The sequence below is a fragment of the Amycolatopsis sp. NBC_00348 genome, from assembly GCF_036114655.1.
In the GTDB taxonomy this organism is placed as follows: domain Bacteria; phylum Actinomycetota; class Actinomycetes; order Mycobacteriales; family Pseudonocardiaceae; genus Amycolatopsis.
Window position 1 is genome coordinate 5,923,543 of record NZ_CP107994.1, and the last position, 14,972, is coordinate 5,938,514.

General features: G+C 69.8%; 17 protein-coding genes. 8 read left to right on the top strand and 9 right to left on the bottom strand.

Translation table 11 applies throughout. From position 1 onward, the window contains the following. Positions 1–334: 334 nt before the first annotated feature. Both OHS58_RS25460 and OHS58_RS25465 read left to right on the top strand, forming a co-directional pair. A complete protein-coding gene (locus OHS58_RS25460) occupies positions 335–616 on the top strand; it encodes an Lrp/AsnC family transcriptional regulator (RefSeq protein ID WP_247062729.1) in 282 nt (93 codons plus the stop codon). Next, positions 613–795 carry a YdeI/OmpD-associated family protein gene (locus tag OHS58_RS25465; RefSeq protein WP_328644235.1) on the top strand — a complete coding sequence of 61 codons (183 nt, stop codon included), beginning with the start codon at positions 613–615 and terminating at the stop codon, positions 793–795. The genes OHS58_RS25460 and OHS58_RS25465 overlap by 4 nt, the downstream gene beginning before the upstream one ends. A gap of 46 nt (positions 796–841) precedes the next feature. Here OHS58_RS25465 and qcrB read toward each other — a convergent pair whose 3' ends face one another. From qcrB to ctaE, 4 genes are all read right to left on the bottom strand, one after another. After that, positions 842–2,533, bottom strand: coding sequence for a cytochrome bc1 complex cytochrome b subunit (gene qcrB / locus OHS58_RS25470; RefSeq protein WP_328644236.1), 1,692 nt, complete (start codon positions 2,531–2,533; stop codon positions 842–844). Further along, positions 2,530–3,684: a cytochrome bc1 complex Rieske iron-sulfur subunit gene (gene qcrA / locus OHS58_RS25475; RefSeq protein ID WP_326947331.1), complete on the bottom strand. Its 1,155-nt coding sequence runs from the start codon at positions 3,682–3,684 to the stop codon at positions 2,530–2,532. The genes qcrB and qcrA overlap by 4 nt, the downstream gene beginning before the upstream one ends. Next, positions 3,681–4,499, bottom strand: a complete 819-nt coding sequence (gene qcrC, locus OHS58_RS25480; protein ID WP_326947330.1) for a cytochrome bc1 complex diheme cytochrome c subunit — start codon at positions 4,497–4,499, stop codon at positions 3,681–3,683. Before qcrC ends, qcrA begins: the two co-directional genes overlap by 4 nt. Before the next feature lie 66 nt (positions 4,500–4,565). Beyond that, entirely contained in the window at positions 4,566–5,189 is a 624-nt protein-coding gene (gene ctaE / locus OHS58_RS25485; RefSeq protein WP_247062718.1) for an aa3-type cytochrome oxidase subunit III, read from the bottom strand. A 105-nt stretch (positions 5,190–5,294) separates the two neighbouring features. Here ctaE and OHS58_RS25490 point away from each other — a divergent pair, with 105 nt between their 5' ends. From OHS58_RS25490 to trpD, 3 genes are all read left to right on the top strand, one after another. Continuing rightward, entirely contained in the window at positions 5,295–5,708 is a 414-nt protein-coding gene (locus tag OHS58_RS25490; RefSeq protein ID WP_328644237.1) for a hypothetical protein, read from the top strand. Positions 5,709–5,770: 62 nt separating this feature from the next. Further along, the gene (locus OHS58_RS25495; RefSeq protein WP_326947329.1) at positions 5,771–6,181 is read left to right on the top strand and encodes a hypothetical protein; all 411 of its coding nucleotides are present in this window, start codon (positions 5,771–5,773) and stop codon (positions 6,179–6,181) included. A gap of 5 nt (positions 6,182–6,186) precedes the next feature. After that, positions 6,187–7,221, top strand: coding sequence for an anthranilate phosphoribosyltransferase (gene trpD / locus OHS58_RS25500; RefSeq protein WP_328644238.1), 1,035 nt, complete (start codon positions 6,187–6,189; stop codon positions 7,219–7,221). 13 nt (positions 7,222–7,234) lie between these two features. On the opposite strand, the gene OHS58_RS25505 is transcribed toward trpD, so the two are convergent. Then, on the bottom strand, positions 7,235–8,188 hold the full coding sequence (locus tag OHS58_RS25505) for a GlxA family transcriptional regulator (RefSeq protein ID WP_328644239.1): 954 nt from the start codon (positions 8,186–8,188) through the stop codon (positions 7,235–7,237). 82 nt (positions 8,189–8,270) lie between these two features. On the opposite strand from OHS58_RS25505, the gene OHS58_RS25510 reads away from it, so the two are divergent. Then, on the top strand, positions 8,271–9,233 hold the full coding sequence (locus OHS58_RS25510) for a DMT family transporter (RefSeq protein ID WP_326947326.1): 963 nt from the start codon (positions 8,271–8,273) through the stop codon (positions 9,231–9,233). Here OHS58_RS25510 and OHS58_RS25515 read toward each other — a convergent pair. After that, positions 9,181–9,600, bottom strand: a complete 420-nt coding sequence (locus tag OHS58_RS25515) for a cytochrome c oxidase subunit 4 (protein ID WP_326947325.1) — start codon at positions 9,598–9,600, stop codon at positions 9,181–9,183. The genes OHS58_RS25510 and OHS58_RS25515 overlap by 53 nt on opposite strands. A gap of 94 nt (positions 9,601–9,694) precedes the next feature. Continuing rightward, complete coding sequence (ctaC, locus tag OHS58_RS25520; RefSeq protein ID WP_328644240.1) at positions 9,695–10,639, bottom strand: aa3-type cytochrome oxidase subunit II; 945 nt, start codon at positions 10,637–10,639, stop codon at positions 9,695–9,697. A 184-nt stretch (positions 10,640–10,823) separates the two neighbouring features. On the opposite strand from ctaC, the gene asnB reads away from it, so the two are divergent. Further along, the gene (gene asnB / locus OHS58_RS25525; protein ID WP_326947323.1) at positions 10,824–12,758 is read left to right on the top strand and encodes an asparagine synthase (glutamine-hydrolyzing); all 1,935 of its coding nucleotides are present in this window, start codon (positions 10,824–10,826) and stop codon (positions 12,756–12,758) included. Positions 12,759–13,114: 356 nt separating this feature from the next. On the opposite strand, the gene OHS58_RS25530 is transcribed toward asnB, so the two are convergent. After that, complete coding sequence (locus OHS58_RS25530; protein ID WP_326947322.1) at positions 13,115–14,104, bottom strand: carbohydrate kinase family protein; 990 nt, start codon at positions 14,102–14,104, stop codon at positions 13,115–13,117. 147 nt (positions 14,105–14,251) lie between these two features. On the opposite strand from OHS58_RS25530, the gene OHS58_RS25535 reads away from it, so the two are divergent. Continuing rightward, the gene (locus OHS58_RS25535) at positions 14,252–14,422 is read left to right on the top strand and encodes a hypothetical protein (protein ID WP_247062699.1); all 171 of its coding nucleotides are present in this window, start codon (positions 14,252–14,254) and stop codon (positions 14,420–14,422) included. A gap of 90 nt (positions 14,423–14,512) precedes the next feature. Here OHS58_RS25535 and OHS58_RS25540 read toward each other — a convergent pair whose 3' ends face one another. Continuing rightward, positions 14,513–14,890 carry a HesB/IscA family protein gene (locus OHS58_RS25540; protein ID WP_247062697.1) on the bottom strand — a complete coding sequence of 126 codons (378 nt, stop codon included), beginning with the start codon at positions 14,888–14,890 and terminating at the stop codon, positions 14,513–14,515. Positions 14,891–14,972 lie beyond the last annotated feature (82 nt).

Below are 14,972 nucleotides of genomic sequence, written 5' to 3' on the forward strand. Positions count from 1 at the left end.
CGAGCGCGCCCAACATCACCGGCCGGGTGGCCGCGAAGGACCTCGATCCCCCGCCTCGCTCGGGCACCGGCAGCGCCGTGGCTCAGGCGGGCAGCGACTCCGCGTTCACGACCGCGCCGGGCACGGCTCCGGCCGAGCGCATCGCGCTCAGCGGCGAACCAGCCCTCGCCCGCCGACCTGCGCACTCGGAGTCGGCTGGAGCCGCACCCGCAGCCCCCGAGCCAGCCGCTTCGAGCCCCACCAGGCCCGCCCGGCGACGAGTCAGACCGGCCGCGGCCGGCCGGGCTCACTAGGATCGTGGGCGATACCCGCAGACGAGTCTTGGAGGACCCAGGTGATCACCGCGATCGTGTTGATCCAGGTAGAAGCGGACGCGATCCCGGACGCCGCGCAGGCGATCGCCGACCTCGACGGGGTCGGCGAGGTCTACTCGTGCGCCGGGGACGTCGACCTCATCGCCACCGTGCAGGTTTCCGCGCACGAGGACCTGGCCGAGCTGATCCCCGGGCGGATCGGGAAGGTGGCGGGTGTGCTGAACACCGTCACGCACATCGCGTTCCGCTCGTACTCCCGCGCCGACACCGAGTCGGCCTTCTCGATCGGCGCCGAAGAGTGACCGAGGTCCCGCGGGAGCTGGCCGACGCCCTCGCGGCGGCCCCGGACGCGGCGGCGCTCTTCGCGGCGCTGCCGCCGTCCCACCAGCGGGAATACACGAAGTGGGTCGCCGAGGCCAAGAAGCCCGAGACCCGCGTCTCCCGGGCCGGGAAGACCGTCGCGAGACTGCGAACGCACTGAAGGCCACCTTCCGGATCCGGAAGGTGGCCTTCAGCGTCAGTACCGTCTAGTGCTCGGAGCGCTCCGACGCCGTCTCGGCGCTCTCGATCTCCGCACGCGTGTGGCCGTTGCCGTTCGCATGACCGTTGCCATTGCCGTTCGAATGCCCGTTGCCGTGAGCCCGCTGCAGCGCGGTGGTCTCCTCGGCCGGGTCGGGCGACCAGAACGTGCCCGGCACCGCGTGCCCCGCCGAACCCAGCTTGTTCATCTTCTTCGGCACGGACGCGCCCTGGTACTCGAGCGGCACCGCGTGACCGTGGCTGTCGACGCCGCCGAGCGGCTGGTGGATCTCGATGAACTCACCGTGCGGCAGCCGCTTGATGATGCCCGTCTCGACGCCGTGCTCCAGCACCTCGCGGTCGGCCCGCTGCAGGCCCAGGCAGAGCCGGTAGGTGAGGTAGTAGGCGACCGGCGGCACGAGCAGGACGCCGATGCGGCCGGCCCACGTCGTCGCGTTCAGGGAGATGTCGAACTGGTCGGCGATGATGTCGTTGAAGCCCGACAGCTCGATCACCATGAAGAAGCCCAGCGCCATCGCGCCCAGCGCCGTGCGGACCGGGACGTCCCGGGGCCGCTGGAGCAGGTTGTGGTACGCGTTGTCCTTGGACAGCTTCCGCTCGATGAACGGGTAGCTGATGAACAGCCCGATCAGGATCGGCATGCCGACCGCGCCGGGGAAGAACACCGCCGGGATCGTGTAGTTCCCGAGGTAGACCTCCCACGCGGGCCAGATCCGGAGCATGCCGTCGGCCCAGGCCATGTACCAGTCCGGCTGGGACCCCGCCGAAACCTGCGCCGGGTTGTACGGGCCGAAGTTCCACACCGGGTTGATCTGGAACAGGCCCGACATCAGCGCCAGCACGCCGATGACCAGCGTGAAGAAGGCGCCGCCCTTGAGGGCGAAGTACGGCATGATCCGCACACCGACGACGTTGGTCTCCTTGCGCCGCACCCCCGGGAACTGAGTGTGCTTCTGATACCACACCAGCGCCAGGTGCGCCCCGACCAGCGCCAGCATGATCCCCGGCAGCAGCAGGATGTGCAGCGTGTACAGCCGCGGGATGATCTGGTCGCCGGGGAACTCCCCACCGAACAACGCCCAGTGGATCCAGGTCCCGATCACCGGCACCGACAACACGATCCCCGACAACGTCGCCCGGATACCCGTACCGGAGAGCAAGTCATCCGGCAGCGAATACCCGAAGAACCCCTCGAAGCAGCCCAGGACCAGCAGCAGCCCACCGATCACCCAGTTGGCCTCACGCGGCTTGCGGAACGCGCCGGTGAAGAACACCCGCAGCATGTGCACCGCCATCGACGCCACGAAGATCAACGCCGCCCAGTGGTGCAGCTGCCGCATGAACAACCCGCCGCGGACGTCGAACGAAAGGTCCAGCGTCGTGCGGAACGCCTGCGACATCTCCAGGCCCTGCATGTTCGTGAAACTGCCGTGGTAGACGACCTCCTGCATCGAGGGGTCGAAGAACAACGTCAGGTACACCCCGGTAAGCAGCAGGATGATGAAGCTGTAGAGCGCGATCTCGCCCAGCAGGAACGACCAGTGGGTCGGGAACACCTTGTTCATCTGGTGCCGCAGGCCCTTGGCCAGGCGGTAGCGCTGATCGGCGTTGTCCGCGGCGTCGCCCACCGCCCGCTCGATCGCGCTCGACCCCTTGGTCGGCGTGGTGAGTGAACTCATGACTTACGCTCCCAAAAGGCCGGACCGATGGCCTCGATGAAGTCGCCTCGCGCGATCAAGTATCCCTCTTCGTCCACCGTGATCGGTAGTTGGGCCAGCGGACGGGTCGCCGGGCCGAAAATCGGCTTGGCGTAGTGGAGGGCGTCGAACTGCGACTGGTGGCACGGGCACAGGATGCGATTGGTCCGCTGCTCGTACAGGGAGGTCGGGCAGCCGACGTGGCTGCAGATCTTCGTGTACGCGTAGAGGTCGCCGAAGTTGAAGTCCTCCTGGCCGGACCGCTTGACCACCTTGGCGGCGTCGGTCGAGCGCAGGCGGATCAGCATGACCGGGTTGTCGACCCGGGTCAGCGCGGCGGCCAGCAGCTCCGGCTTGTCCTTCTCGGAGTCGCGGTACGGGAACACCGTCTCCATCGCGCCGGCGTCGAGGTCCTCGGCCTTGACGAGGCTGGCCTCCTGGCCCTCTTCCAGCGGCTTGCCGGTGTTGCGGCGCAGGTAGACCTTCTCGCCGGGGAAGTTCGGCTGCCAGCCGGTGTGCCAGAGGGAGTCGCGGCCCTCGGTGTCCTTCCACGGGTTCTTGATGAAGGACGCGAGCGGCAGCGCGGCGGCCGCGAGGCCCAGCGTGCCGGCACCGGCGATCGCCGAGCGCTTGATCAGCGACCGGCGGGCGATGGTGCTGCGGCTCCCGGCGTCGGCCAGGTGCGCGAGGATCGTGGCGCGGTCGACCTCGGTCGAGCCCTTGCCGTCACCGTCGTGGCGCTCCTGCACCGAGACCTCGGCGGGCACGAACTTCTTCGTGTAGAGGATCACGCCGATGCCCAGGCCGAGGATGGCCAGGCCGAGCGTGAGCCCCAGCATCGGGGTGTAGAGGCTGTACCAGAAGTGGCCGCTCTCGTTGTCCGGCGCCTCGTACTGCCACGGCCACCAGATCAAGGAGACGACGAACCCCAGCCCGGCCACGGCGGACAGCGCGAACCAGAACGCCACCAGGCGCTCGGCGCGCTTCTCCGCGCGGGTGCCCTCCACGGGCCACGGGGTCGGGTACTCGGCGATCTCGACGCCGTCGAGCTGACCGCCCAGCTTCAGCAGCTGGTCGCGGTCCATCTCCGCCAGCTCCGCCTCCGTCGGCGGCTTAGGCCCCTCGGCACTCATGCCTTCGATCCAATCCACAACGTCACGCCGATCAGCGCGGCGATCCCGACGATGAAGGCGATGACACCCTCGGAAGCGGGGCCGACCCCGCCGAGGCCGTTACCGCCCGGGTCATTGTTGCCGTCGGACACCGACTTCACGTAGGCGACGATGTCCTTCTTCTCCTCGGGCGAAAGCTGCCGGTCGGAGAACTTCGGCATGTTCTGGGGGCCGGTGAGCATGGCGGTGTAGATCTGCTCTTCGCTCGCCGGGTCCAGGTTCGGCGCGTACTTGCCCGCCGACAGCGCGCCGCCGCGGCCGGTGAAGTTGTGGCACGAGGCGCAGTTGAGGCGGAACAGCTCGCCACCGCGGGCCGGGTCGCTGCCGCGCAGCGCCTCGCCCTTCTCGGCCGGGCGCTGGGCGCCGCCGCCGTGCGCCTGGATGAAGGCGCCGACCGCGTCGATCTCGGCCTCGCTCAGCTTCGGCGGCTTGCGCTCGATCTGCGCTTCCTGCCGCGCGGCCGGCATCCGGCCCGAAGAGGTCTGGAAGTACACCGCGGCGTCACCGATGCCGATGAGGCTCGGGCCGCGGTCCTGCACGCCTTCGAGGTTCGCGCCGTGGCACGCGATGCAGGTGTTGTTGTAGACCTGCTCGCCGAGGCGCAGCTGCGCCGGCGTGCCCTGGGCCTGCGCGGTCTGCGGCTCGGGGGCGAACACGGCGTACAGGGCGCCGGCGCTCACCAGCGCGATACCGAGCGCGAGCAGGCCGGCGAACCGCCTCCGCAGCTTCGACCGCGCGCGGTAGCCGCGCTCCGAGGACTTGGTGCTGGTGGTCATCTTGCGGCAACCCTTGCTGTCAGTTCAGGCCGATGGAGAAGGTGGTGGCGGCTGGGGGCGCGGACCTCACGGCAGGAGGTAGATCACACCGAACAGGCCGACCCACACGATGTCGACGAAGTGCCAGTAGTAGGACACGACGATCGCCGACGTGGCCTGGGCGGGGGTGAACTTGCTCAGCTTCGTGCGGATGAGCAGGTACACGAAGGCGATCAGCCCGCCGATGACGTGCAGGCCGTGGAACCCGGTGGCGAGGTAGAAGACCGTGCCGAACGGGCCGGACGGGATCGTCATCCCCTCTTCGACCAGGTTGTGGTACTCGTTGGCCTGGCCGCCGACGAAGATCGCGCCCATGATCAACGTGATGATGTACCAGCGGCGCAGCCCGTAGACGTCACCGCGCTCGGCGGCGAACACACCGAACTGGCAGGTCAGCGAGGACAGCACGAGGATCACCGTGAACGGGATCGCGTACGTCACGTTGAGGTGGAACTCCTCGCCGTGCAGCGGTGGTGGCCACGCGCCGGTGGAGTTCTGCGCCTTGACGGTGAAGAACATCGCGAAGAGCCCGGCGAAGAACATCAGTTCGCTGGACAACCACACGATGGTGCCGACACTGACCATGTTCGGCCGGTTCAGCGAGTGAACCCGCTGACTGATGGTGGGAGCTGCCGTTGTCACGGATCGCATTATGTCCTCCCGCACCGCCGTCCCGCCGGGTGGGTCCACGGCAAGTCGCGTGCGGAGCCGATCACACCTCCGGAAACCGGCACTGCGGAAAGGTGAGAGCTACTCATGGGTTTACTCGACCGGCTGCGTGACCTGGTCAAGAAGGACAAAACCGCCGGTCTGACGCCTGATACGCCCGGGTTGAAGATCGTCGCCGAGGCCTTCGACCCGGCCGTCGCGGACTCCGCCGTGCTCGCCGGTTCACCCGCCTGGGTCAGCACGGCACCCGCCGTTCTGCGGCACCACCTGCTGCTTCCGCCCGCTCGCCTCGGCGAAGCGGCGTCGATCCTCGCCCAGGACGGCTACGACCTGCGAGAAGAGTCACCCGATGGTGGCCTGACGCGGGTGCACGCGGTCCGCGTCCAGGTGCTCGACGCGCTCCACTGCGCCCAGGAACGGTCCCGGATGGCGGGCCTCGCGCAGCGGCTGGGCGGCGACGCGCTGGGCTGGGACGCGCTCCAGCCGGAGGCGCCCGCGTGATGTCGGTCTCGGCCGATACGATCGGCGTAGTCGAGCTTTGACCGAAGACGGAGGCGTCCTCAATGACCGAGCGGGCGATGCGAGTCCTGGTGTTCAGCCACAAGGCGGAGGTGCGCGAGGCGATCGTGAACGCGGTCGGCCGGCGGCCCGCCGCCGACGTGGGCCGCGTGGAGTACGTCGAGGCGGCCGGCATCGCGGACGTGCTGTCCGAGGTGGACGCGGGCCACGTCGACCTGGCGATCCTCGACGGCGAAGCGCAGCCGACCGGCGGCATCGGGCTGTGCCGCCAGCTGAAGGCGGAGATCACCGACTGTCCGCCGATCGTGGTGGCGGTGCGGCGGCGGGACGACCGGTGGCTGGCCACCTGGTCGCAGGCGGACGCCGTGCTGGTGCACCCGCTGGACCCGCTGACCGCCGCGGAGACCGTCGCCGACGTGCTGCGCGCGCGACGGGTCCCCGTCGTGAACGGCTGAGCCCGGTGACCACCCCGGTCCCCCGCACCTGGCCACCCCTGCTCAAGCAGCTCATCGCGCGGGTCGACCTGTCCGAGGACGACACGGCGTGGGCGATGGACCAGATCATGAGCGGCGCGGCGAGCCCGGCCCGGATCGCCGGGTTCGCGGTGGCGTTGCGCGCCAAGGGCGAGACGCCCGCGGAGATCGCCGGCATGGCCGCGACGATGCTGGCGCACGCGCGCCGGGTCGAGCTGGACCGCCCGGCCGTCGACATCGTCGGCACCGGCGGTGACGGCTCGAACTCCGTGAACATCTCGACGATGGCGACGATCGTCACGGCGGCGGCGGGCGCGCCGGTGGCCAAGCACGGCAACCGCAGCGCGTCGTCGAAGTCCGGGGCGGCCGACGTGCTGGAGACCCTCGGCGTGCGGATCAGCCTGCCGCCGGAAGTGGTGCAGCGCAGCCTTACGGAGGTCGGCGTCGGGTTCTTCCTGGCCTCGGCGTTCCACCCCGCGCTGCGCCACGCCGGCCCGGTCCGCAGCGAGCTCGGCGTGCCGACGACGTTCAACCTGCTCGGCCCGCTGACCAACCCGGCCCAGCCGGGCAGCGCGCTGATCGGCTGCGCGTACGCGGACAAGACCCGGGTGCTGGCCGAGGTGTTCGCCCGGCGCGGCACGCGGGCCCTGGTGGTCCGCGGCGACGACGGCCTCGACGAGATCACCACCACGACGACGTCGACGCTCTGGGTGGTCGCGGACGGTGAGGTCACCGAGCGCGGCCTCGACCCGCTGGAGCTGGGCATCCCGCGCGCGACGGCGGAGGACCTGCGCGGCGGCGACGCGGCGGCGAACGCGGAGGTCGTCCGCGAGCTGGTGGGCGGCAAGCCGGGCCCGGTCCGCGACGCCGTCCTGATCAACGCGGCGGCGGCCCTGGCGGCGTTCACGGGCTTCTCGGCGTCCTTGGAGGACGACCTGCGCGCGGGCTTGGCGCGAGCGGCCGAGGCGATCGACTCCGGCGCGGCAGCGGCCCTGCTGGACCGCTGGATCGCGTTCCAGTAGCTGCGGACCGGCGTCAGCCGCGGAAGGCCGTGCGGTACGACGTCGGGCTTGTCCCCCTCAACCGGGTGAACTGGTGGCGCAACGCCGCCGCCGAGGCGTAGCCGCACGCCACCGCTATGTCCTCCACCGACAGCCGGCCCTCCTCCAGCAGGGCCTGGGCGCGGTCCAGCCGGCGTTCCGTCAGCCAGCGGTGCGGCGTTGTGCCCGTCGCCGCCGAGAAGCGGCGCAGGAACGTCCGCTCCCCCAGGCCGCTGCGGCGGGCCAGCTCCGCCACCGTGAACGGCCGGTCCAGTCGCCGCTCCACCCATTCCAGCGCTTCGGCCACCACCGAGTCGTCCGGCAGGGACGGGACCGGGGCCTGGACGAACTGGGCCTGGCCGCCCGCGCGGAAGGGCGCCGCCACCATCCGGCGGGCCAGCGTCGTCGCCGCCGTCACGCCGCGCAGGCGGCGGACCAGGTGCAGGCACAGGTCGACCGCCGCGACCGTGCCCGCGCTGGTCAGGACGCCGTCGTCGTCGGCGTACAACGCCTGGGGGTCCACGAGCGCTGTCGGGAACTTCTGCCGGAACTCCGCCTCGTACACCCAGTGGACCGTGCAACGGCGGCCGTCGAGCAGGCCCGCGTACCCCAGTGTGAACACGCCCGCGCAGAACCCCGCCACCCACGCGCCGCGCGCGGCCGCGTCGCGCAGGACGTCCAGCACCGGGGACGGCGGCGGTGCCGTCCGGGGCGCGCACGTCGGCACGATCAGCAGGTCCGCCGACGCCGCGAAGTCCAGGTCCGCGAGCCCGGACAGCCCGAAGCCCGACCAGCTGGCGATCGGCGCGCCACCCGGGGAGCAGACGGCGAAGTCCCAGCCGTCGATGCCGTCGGCGCTGCGGTCGGTGCCGAACACCTCGCACGCGACGCCCAGCTCGAACGGCGAAACGTGGTCGGCGAGCACCACCGCGACCCGGTTGACGTCCATCGGCCGAGTGTGTCACAAGTTTTGCGGTCGTTGTCATCTCTGACACTGGTCGGCCGGCGCGCACGGGACGAACCTGGTCCGCATGATGAATTCGGAAAGCCGCCCGCTGCTCCAGTGGACCGCGGCGATGGCGATGTCCGGGACGATCGGCGCGGTCGTCCTGGAAAGCGGCGCCGCGGCCCCGGCCGTCGCGTTCGCCCGCTGCTTCGTCGGCGGGACGCTGCTCGTGCTCTGGTGCCTCGCACGCGGCTGGCTGCAGGCCTGGCGGCCGTCGCGCCGCGACCTCGGGCTGGCCGTGCTGGGCGGGCTGTTCCTGGTCGGGAACTGGGTGCTGCTGTTCGCCTCGTACGCGCTGTCGTCGATCTCGGTCAGCACGGTCGTCTACCACACCCAGCCGCTGATCCTGGTCGGTCTGGCGGCGGCGTTCCTGGGCGAGAAGTTCGCGAAGAGTCACCTGATCCGGGCCGGGATCGCGTTCGGCGGTGTGGCGCTCATCTCCCTGTCGGCCCACGGCGAGGACGGCAAGCCGGTGCAGCTCGCGGGAATCGCCCTCGCCCTCGGCGCGGCCGTGCTCTACGCCGGCGCGTCCTTCGTCGCGAAGCAGCTGAAGCACGTCCGCCCGCACCTGCTCGCGGCCGTGCAGACCACGGTCGGCGCGCTGCTGCTGGCGCCCGTGCTGCTGATCACGCCGCTGCCGTCGACGACGTCGGGGCTGCTCTGGCTGGTGCTGCTCGGGACGGTGCACACGGCCCTGATGTACGTGCTGATCTACGCCAGCATCGGCAAGCTGCCCACGACGACGGTGGCGCTGCTGTCCTACGTCTACCCGGTGGTCGCCGTGCTGGTCGACATCGCCTTCTACGGCCACCGCCCGACCTGGCCCGAGGCCGTCGGCATGCTCGCGGTGCTGGCCGCCGCGCTGGCCCCGCAACGCACGAAAACCGGCCGCCACACTGTCGAGCAGCGTGACGGCCGGTCAGCGGAGCTTGAGGTCAGTCGTGCGACGGACCCGTGTGGTACTCGAACACCAGGCCGCCGATCGTGATCAGCAGCGCGACGAGCGCGATGACCAGCAGCCAGATGTGGAAGAACGCCAGGGCGAGGGCGGCCAGGGCGGCGGTGGCCGCCATGCTGACCGGCCAGTAGCTGCCCGGGCTGAAGAAGCCCAGCTCGCCGGCGCCGTCGCTGATCTCGGCGTCTTCGCGGTCTTCGGGGCGCGGTTCGATGCGGCGGGCGACGAACTGCATGTAGCTGCCCGCGAGGAACGCGAGGCCACCGGTGAGGAACAGCGAAACGATGCCGACCGGCTCGGGTCCGTGGGTGGCGGCCAGCGCGGTCCACACCCAGTACACGGCCGCCATGAACACGGCGAAGCTCGCCACGATGAAGAAGATTCGCGCTTCGACCTTCATGGGTCTTTCCTACTCCTGTTATCGCTCTTCAGGGGGTCCGGGTGGCGGAGCCCCCGGCCCGGGGCGGAGCTCCGGTTGACACAGTCGCTCAGAGTCAGTTCGACGCGATCCGCGCCGTGCGGTCGGTGTTGAACGGCTGGGTGGTGACCGCGTGCGGGGTGCACAGCTCGCCGCAGTTCATCTTCGTCAGCGCCTCGGACGCGGTGAACGTCTGGTTCGTGGCCGGGTTCACCTGCTTGCGCAGCGCGATGTACTGGTCGTACTTGTCCGCCGACAGCGCCCGGACCTCGAAGTTCATCACCGAGTGGTACGTGCCGCACAGCTCCGCGCACCGGCCGACGAAGGAACCCTCGCGGTCGATCTTGTTCTGGAAGGAGCTGTCCTGGTTGTTCTTGTCCGGGTTCGGCATGACGTCCCGCTTGAAGTGGAACTCAGGCACCCAGAAGGAGTGGATGACGTCGGTCGAGATCAGGTCGTACTGGATCGTCTTGCCGACCGGCAGCACCAGCAGCGGGATCTCGCCGGACGAGCCGACCGTGCTGACCTGGCCGCTGCCGTCGGGCTTGGCGGCGCTGGGGTCCTCGTACCTGAACTCCCAGTTCCACTGGAACGCCACGACCTGGACCTTGACGTCCGGGTTCGGGATCTTGTCCAGGACCTTCGACTCCGTCGTCGCGGTGAAGAAGAACAGGACGCAGACCATGATCGTCGGGACGACGACCGTGAACAGCTCGAGCGGGATGTTGTACTGGAACTGCCGGGGCAGCTCCTCCGGCTCGCCGTCGACCGTCTTCTTCTTGCGGTGGAACGTCGCGGTCCAGAAGATCAGGGCCCAGACGATGACGCCGACGACGAGCGCCGCGATCACGGTCCAGGTCCAGAGGTTCCGCATCTCGTTCGCCTGCTCGGTGACACCCACCGGCCAGCCGAACCGCAGGATCTCGTCGCCGGAGCAGCCCGTCGCGGTCAACGCGACCAGCACGGCCAGCGCGGCTACTCGCGCGGTCCGCTTACCCAGGGTGCGCTCGGGTTTTCCCACTGCGCCTCGCCCTTTCACCCAGAGCCTCCTACGACCGATCTTTGTGACAGGGCGGAGCCTAGCCGAGTTGGCGCAGTCCGCTGACCAAGGGGCCTCCCTCGACGCGCGTGGTACTCGCCACGGCACGCCCGGCATACTGGGCGCTCCCCAGCCCCACGAAGACCCTGAAGGTGTGTGAGTACCCGTGTGCGGCCTGCTTGGACTGATCTGCGCGACCGAAACCGGCGCTGCGAACGCGCGTGACGCCGTCGGCGCGGCCATGCGCTGCCAGCGCCACCGCGGGCCCGACGAGCAGGACACCTGGGCCGACGCCGAGGTCGTCTACGGCTTCAACCGGCTGGCGTTCATCGACGTCGAGCACGCGCACCAGCCCCTCGTCTGGGGGCCGCCGGAGGCGCCGGGCCGGTACACGATGAACTTCAACGGCGAGATCTACAACTACCTGGAGCTGCGGGCCGAGCTGGCCGGCGAGCACGGGGCGAAGTTCGAGACCGAGGGCGACGGCGAGGCGATCGTCGCCGGCTACCACTACCTGGGCGCCGCGTGGGTCGAGAAGCTGCGCGGGATGTTCGCCTTCATGATCTGGGACTCGCAGGAGAAGCGGGTCTTCGGCGCGCGCGATCCGTTCGGGATCAAGCCGCTGTTCTACTCGGCCGGCCCCGGCGGCGTGGCGTTCTCCAGCGAGAAGAAGAGCCTGCTGGAGCTGTCGGACACCCTCGGCGTCGCGCAGGAGCTGGACCGCAAGGCGCTGCAGCACTACCTGGTCCTGCAGTACGTGCCCGAGCCCGAGTCGCTGCACACCGCGATCCGCCGCGTCGAGTCCGGGACGTCGTTCGAGGTCGTCCCCGGCGGTGAGGTGCAGTTCACCCGCTACTTCCACCCGAAGTTCGCGGCGAAGCCGGTCAACGGGCCGGCCGAGGCCGAGGCGCTGTACGAGCGCATCGCCGATGTGATGCGCGACTCGGTCGGCAAGCACATGATCTCCGACCCGGACGTCACGGTCGGCGCGTTCCTCTCCGGCGGCATCGACTCCACGGCCACCGCCACGCTGGCCAAGGAGCACAACCCGAACCTGATCGCGTTCACCACCGGGTTCGAGCGCGAGGGCTACTCCGAGGTCGACGTCGCCGCCGAGTCGGCCGCCGCGATCGGCGTGAAGCACGTCGTCCGCACGGTCACCGCGGACGAGATGATGGAGGTGCTGCCGCTCATCGTCTGGTACCTCGACGACCCGGTGGCCGACCCGGCGCTGGTGCCGCTGTGGTTCATCGCGCGCGAGGCCCGCAAGCACGTCAAGGCGGTGCTCTCCGGCGAGGGCGCGGACGAGCTGTTCGGCGGCTACACGATCTACAACGAGCCGATCTCGCTGGCGCCGTTCGAAAAGATGCCGGGCGGCATGCGGAAGCTGATCGGCAAGGTGTCCACGAAGATCCCCGAGGGCACCCGCGGCAAGGACCTGCTGCGCCGCGGCGCGCTGCCGCTGGAGGACCGCTACTACGGCAACGCCCGCAACTTCCGCGACGACCAGCTGCGCCACGTGCTGAAGACGTACCAGGAAGGCGTGGGCTTCAAGGACGTCACGGCGCCCTGGTACGACGTCTCGCGCGGCTGGGACCCGGTGGCCCGGATGCAGCACGTCGACCTCTACACCTGGCTGCGCGGCGACATCCTGGTCAAGGCGGACAAGGTGACCATGGCGAACTCGCTGGAGCTGCGGGTGCCGTTCCTGGACGCCGAGGTGTTCAAGGTCGCCGCGTCGATCCCGCTGGACCAGAAGCTCGCCCACAACACCACGAAGTACGCGCTGCGCCAGGCATTGGCGAAGATCATCCCGGCACACGTGCTGAACCGCCGCAAGCTCGGCTTCCCGGTGCCGATCCGGCTGTGGTTGCGCAACGAGATGTACGACTGGGCCAAGGGCATCATCAACGATTCGCGGACCGAAGAGCTGCTGGACAAGAAGGCCATCCTGGCCCTGCTGGAGGAGCACAAGGCGGGCCAGCTGGACCGCAGCCGCCAGCTGTGGGCGCTGATCGTGTTCATGTTGTGGCACGGCATCTTCGTGGAGCACCGCATCAAGCCGGAGATCCCGGAGCCGGTGTACCCGGTCAAGCTCTGACCGTCCATTGTAGACAGTGACTGTCCCGCGCGCGGGACAGCGAAAGGGCCTCCTCGCCGCGGCGGGGAGGCCCTTTTCGGTGTGTCAGTGCCACCACTGGTCGGTGGCGCCGGGCCGCTGTAGGGCTGCAGCTCGATGCCCGGGATCGGCGACGCGGAGGACCGGCAGCGGCCCGCGGGCCGCTGCCGGGGTTCCCCCTGGTGGAGCCGCCCGATCCCCTCTCGGCCGCCTCTTCCGCCATTCTCCGTACCGGACGGGGCGTCGTCGAGGGACTCAAGCCCAGCCGAAAACCCTCAGGTCAAGCCCACGAAAGGCCCCCTCACCGACCGGCGAGGGGGCCTTCGCACAACAGTGCGTCAGACGGGGAGGACCACCGAGATCTCCTCGGCCGCGTCCGGGCCGAAGGCCTCGCCGATGCGGGCGAGCGCGTCGGCGCGGTCGAACGTCCACTCCTGGGTGCCCACGGTCTCGAGCACCAGCACCGCGATGAGCGAGCCGAGCTGCGCGGACCGCTCCACGTTCAGGCCGCCGTCGAGGCCCGCCAGGAAGCCCGCGCGGAAGCCGTCGCCGACGCCGGTCGGGTCGGCCTTGGCGCGCTCGGGGACCGCGCCGATCTGCAGCGCGACGCCGTCCTTGCCGACGATCTCGACGCCCTTCTCACCCAGCGTCGTGATGCGCACGCCGACCTGGTCGAGGACGTCGGCCTCGGTCCAGCCGGTCTTCTGGAGCAGCAGCTCCCACTCGTAGTCGTTGCTGAACAGGTACTTCGCGCCGGCGACGAACGCCCGCGCCTGCTCCCCGGACATCCGGGCCAGCTGCTGCGACGGGTCGACGGCGAAGGTGTACCCGCGCTGGCGGCACTCCTCGGCGTGGCGGACCATGCCTTCCGGGTCGTCCGGGCTGATCAGCACCAGGCTCAGCGGGCCGGCGCGGTCGGCGATCGGCGCGAGCTCGATGTTGCGGGACTCCGCCATCGCGCCCGCGTAGAACGTCGCGATCTGGCAGAGGTCCTCGTCCGTCGTGCAGACGAACCGCGCGGTGTGCGCGGTCTCCGACACGTGCACACCCGAGGTGTCGACGCCGTGGCGCTCCAGCCACGAGCGGTAGTCGGCGAAGTCGGCGCCGACCGCGCCCACCAGCACCGGCTTGACGCCCAGCACGCCGAGGCCGAACGCGATGTTCGCGCCGATCCCGCCGCGCCGGACCACGAGGTCGTCGGCGAGGAAGCTCAGCGAAACCCGGTGCAGCTGCTCGGCCACCAGCTGTTCGGCGAACCTTCCGGGGAAGTGCATGAGGTGGTCGGTTGCGATACTGCCGGACACTGCGATCCTGGCCCTGTCTGCCACCGGCTGCTCCTTTGTGGTCGACCTCACGGCAAACGGCGCGAACTTACCCCCGGGTCGTGCCCCATCCGGGTTGTTCGCGCACACCACCCGAGACTACCGGCTGGTACTCCTTCTCCAGTCGAGTCGCGATCAATAGCGTTACGAATCGTGAAAGCCGTCACCGAACCCGAGACGTTGTCCGAGCTGATCGCCGACTGCGCCCACATCCCCACGACGCTGCGGGCGGGCGACGTCCCGCTGCCGCGCGTCCAGGCGCCGCCGTGGCAGGTCGACGAGGCGTGTCACGCCCAGGTCGCGGAGCTCGACGCCTACGTCTGAGCCCGCAACCCCCGCAGCAACGAAGAAGGCCCCGTCCTCCGTTCGGAGGCGGGGCCTTCTCGCGTGTTGCTCAGAACCGGCGTGCGACGCTCAGTGGAACGAGTCGCCGCAGGCGCAGGAGCCGGTCGCGTTCGGGTTGTCGATCGTGAAGCCCTGCTTCTCGATCGTGTCCACGAAGTCGATGACGGCTTCCGAGACGTACGGGGCGCTCATCCGGTCCACGGCGACCTTGAGGCCGTCGAAGTCGCGGAACAGGTCACCGTCGAGCGTGCGCTCGTCGAAGAACAGCTGGTAGCGCAGACCCGCACAGCCACCGGGCTGGACGGCGATGCGCAGGTGCATGTCATCGCGGCCCTCCTGGTCGAGCAGGGCCTTCGCCTTGGCAGCCGCGGTGTCGGTCAGCGTGACGCCGTGGGTCTCCTCGGCGGTCTCGGCCTGCGTCGCGCCGGCGTGCTCAGCGGTCGTCATGGCACTCCTCATAGGTTCGAACTCACTGCGGATACTCCTGGTGCCCTACGTCCAACACCCGGTGCGTCCGATCTGTTCCCCT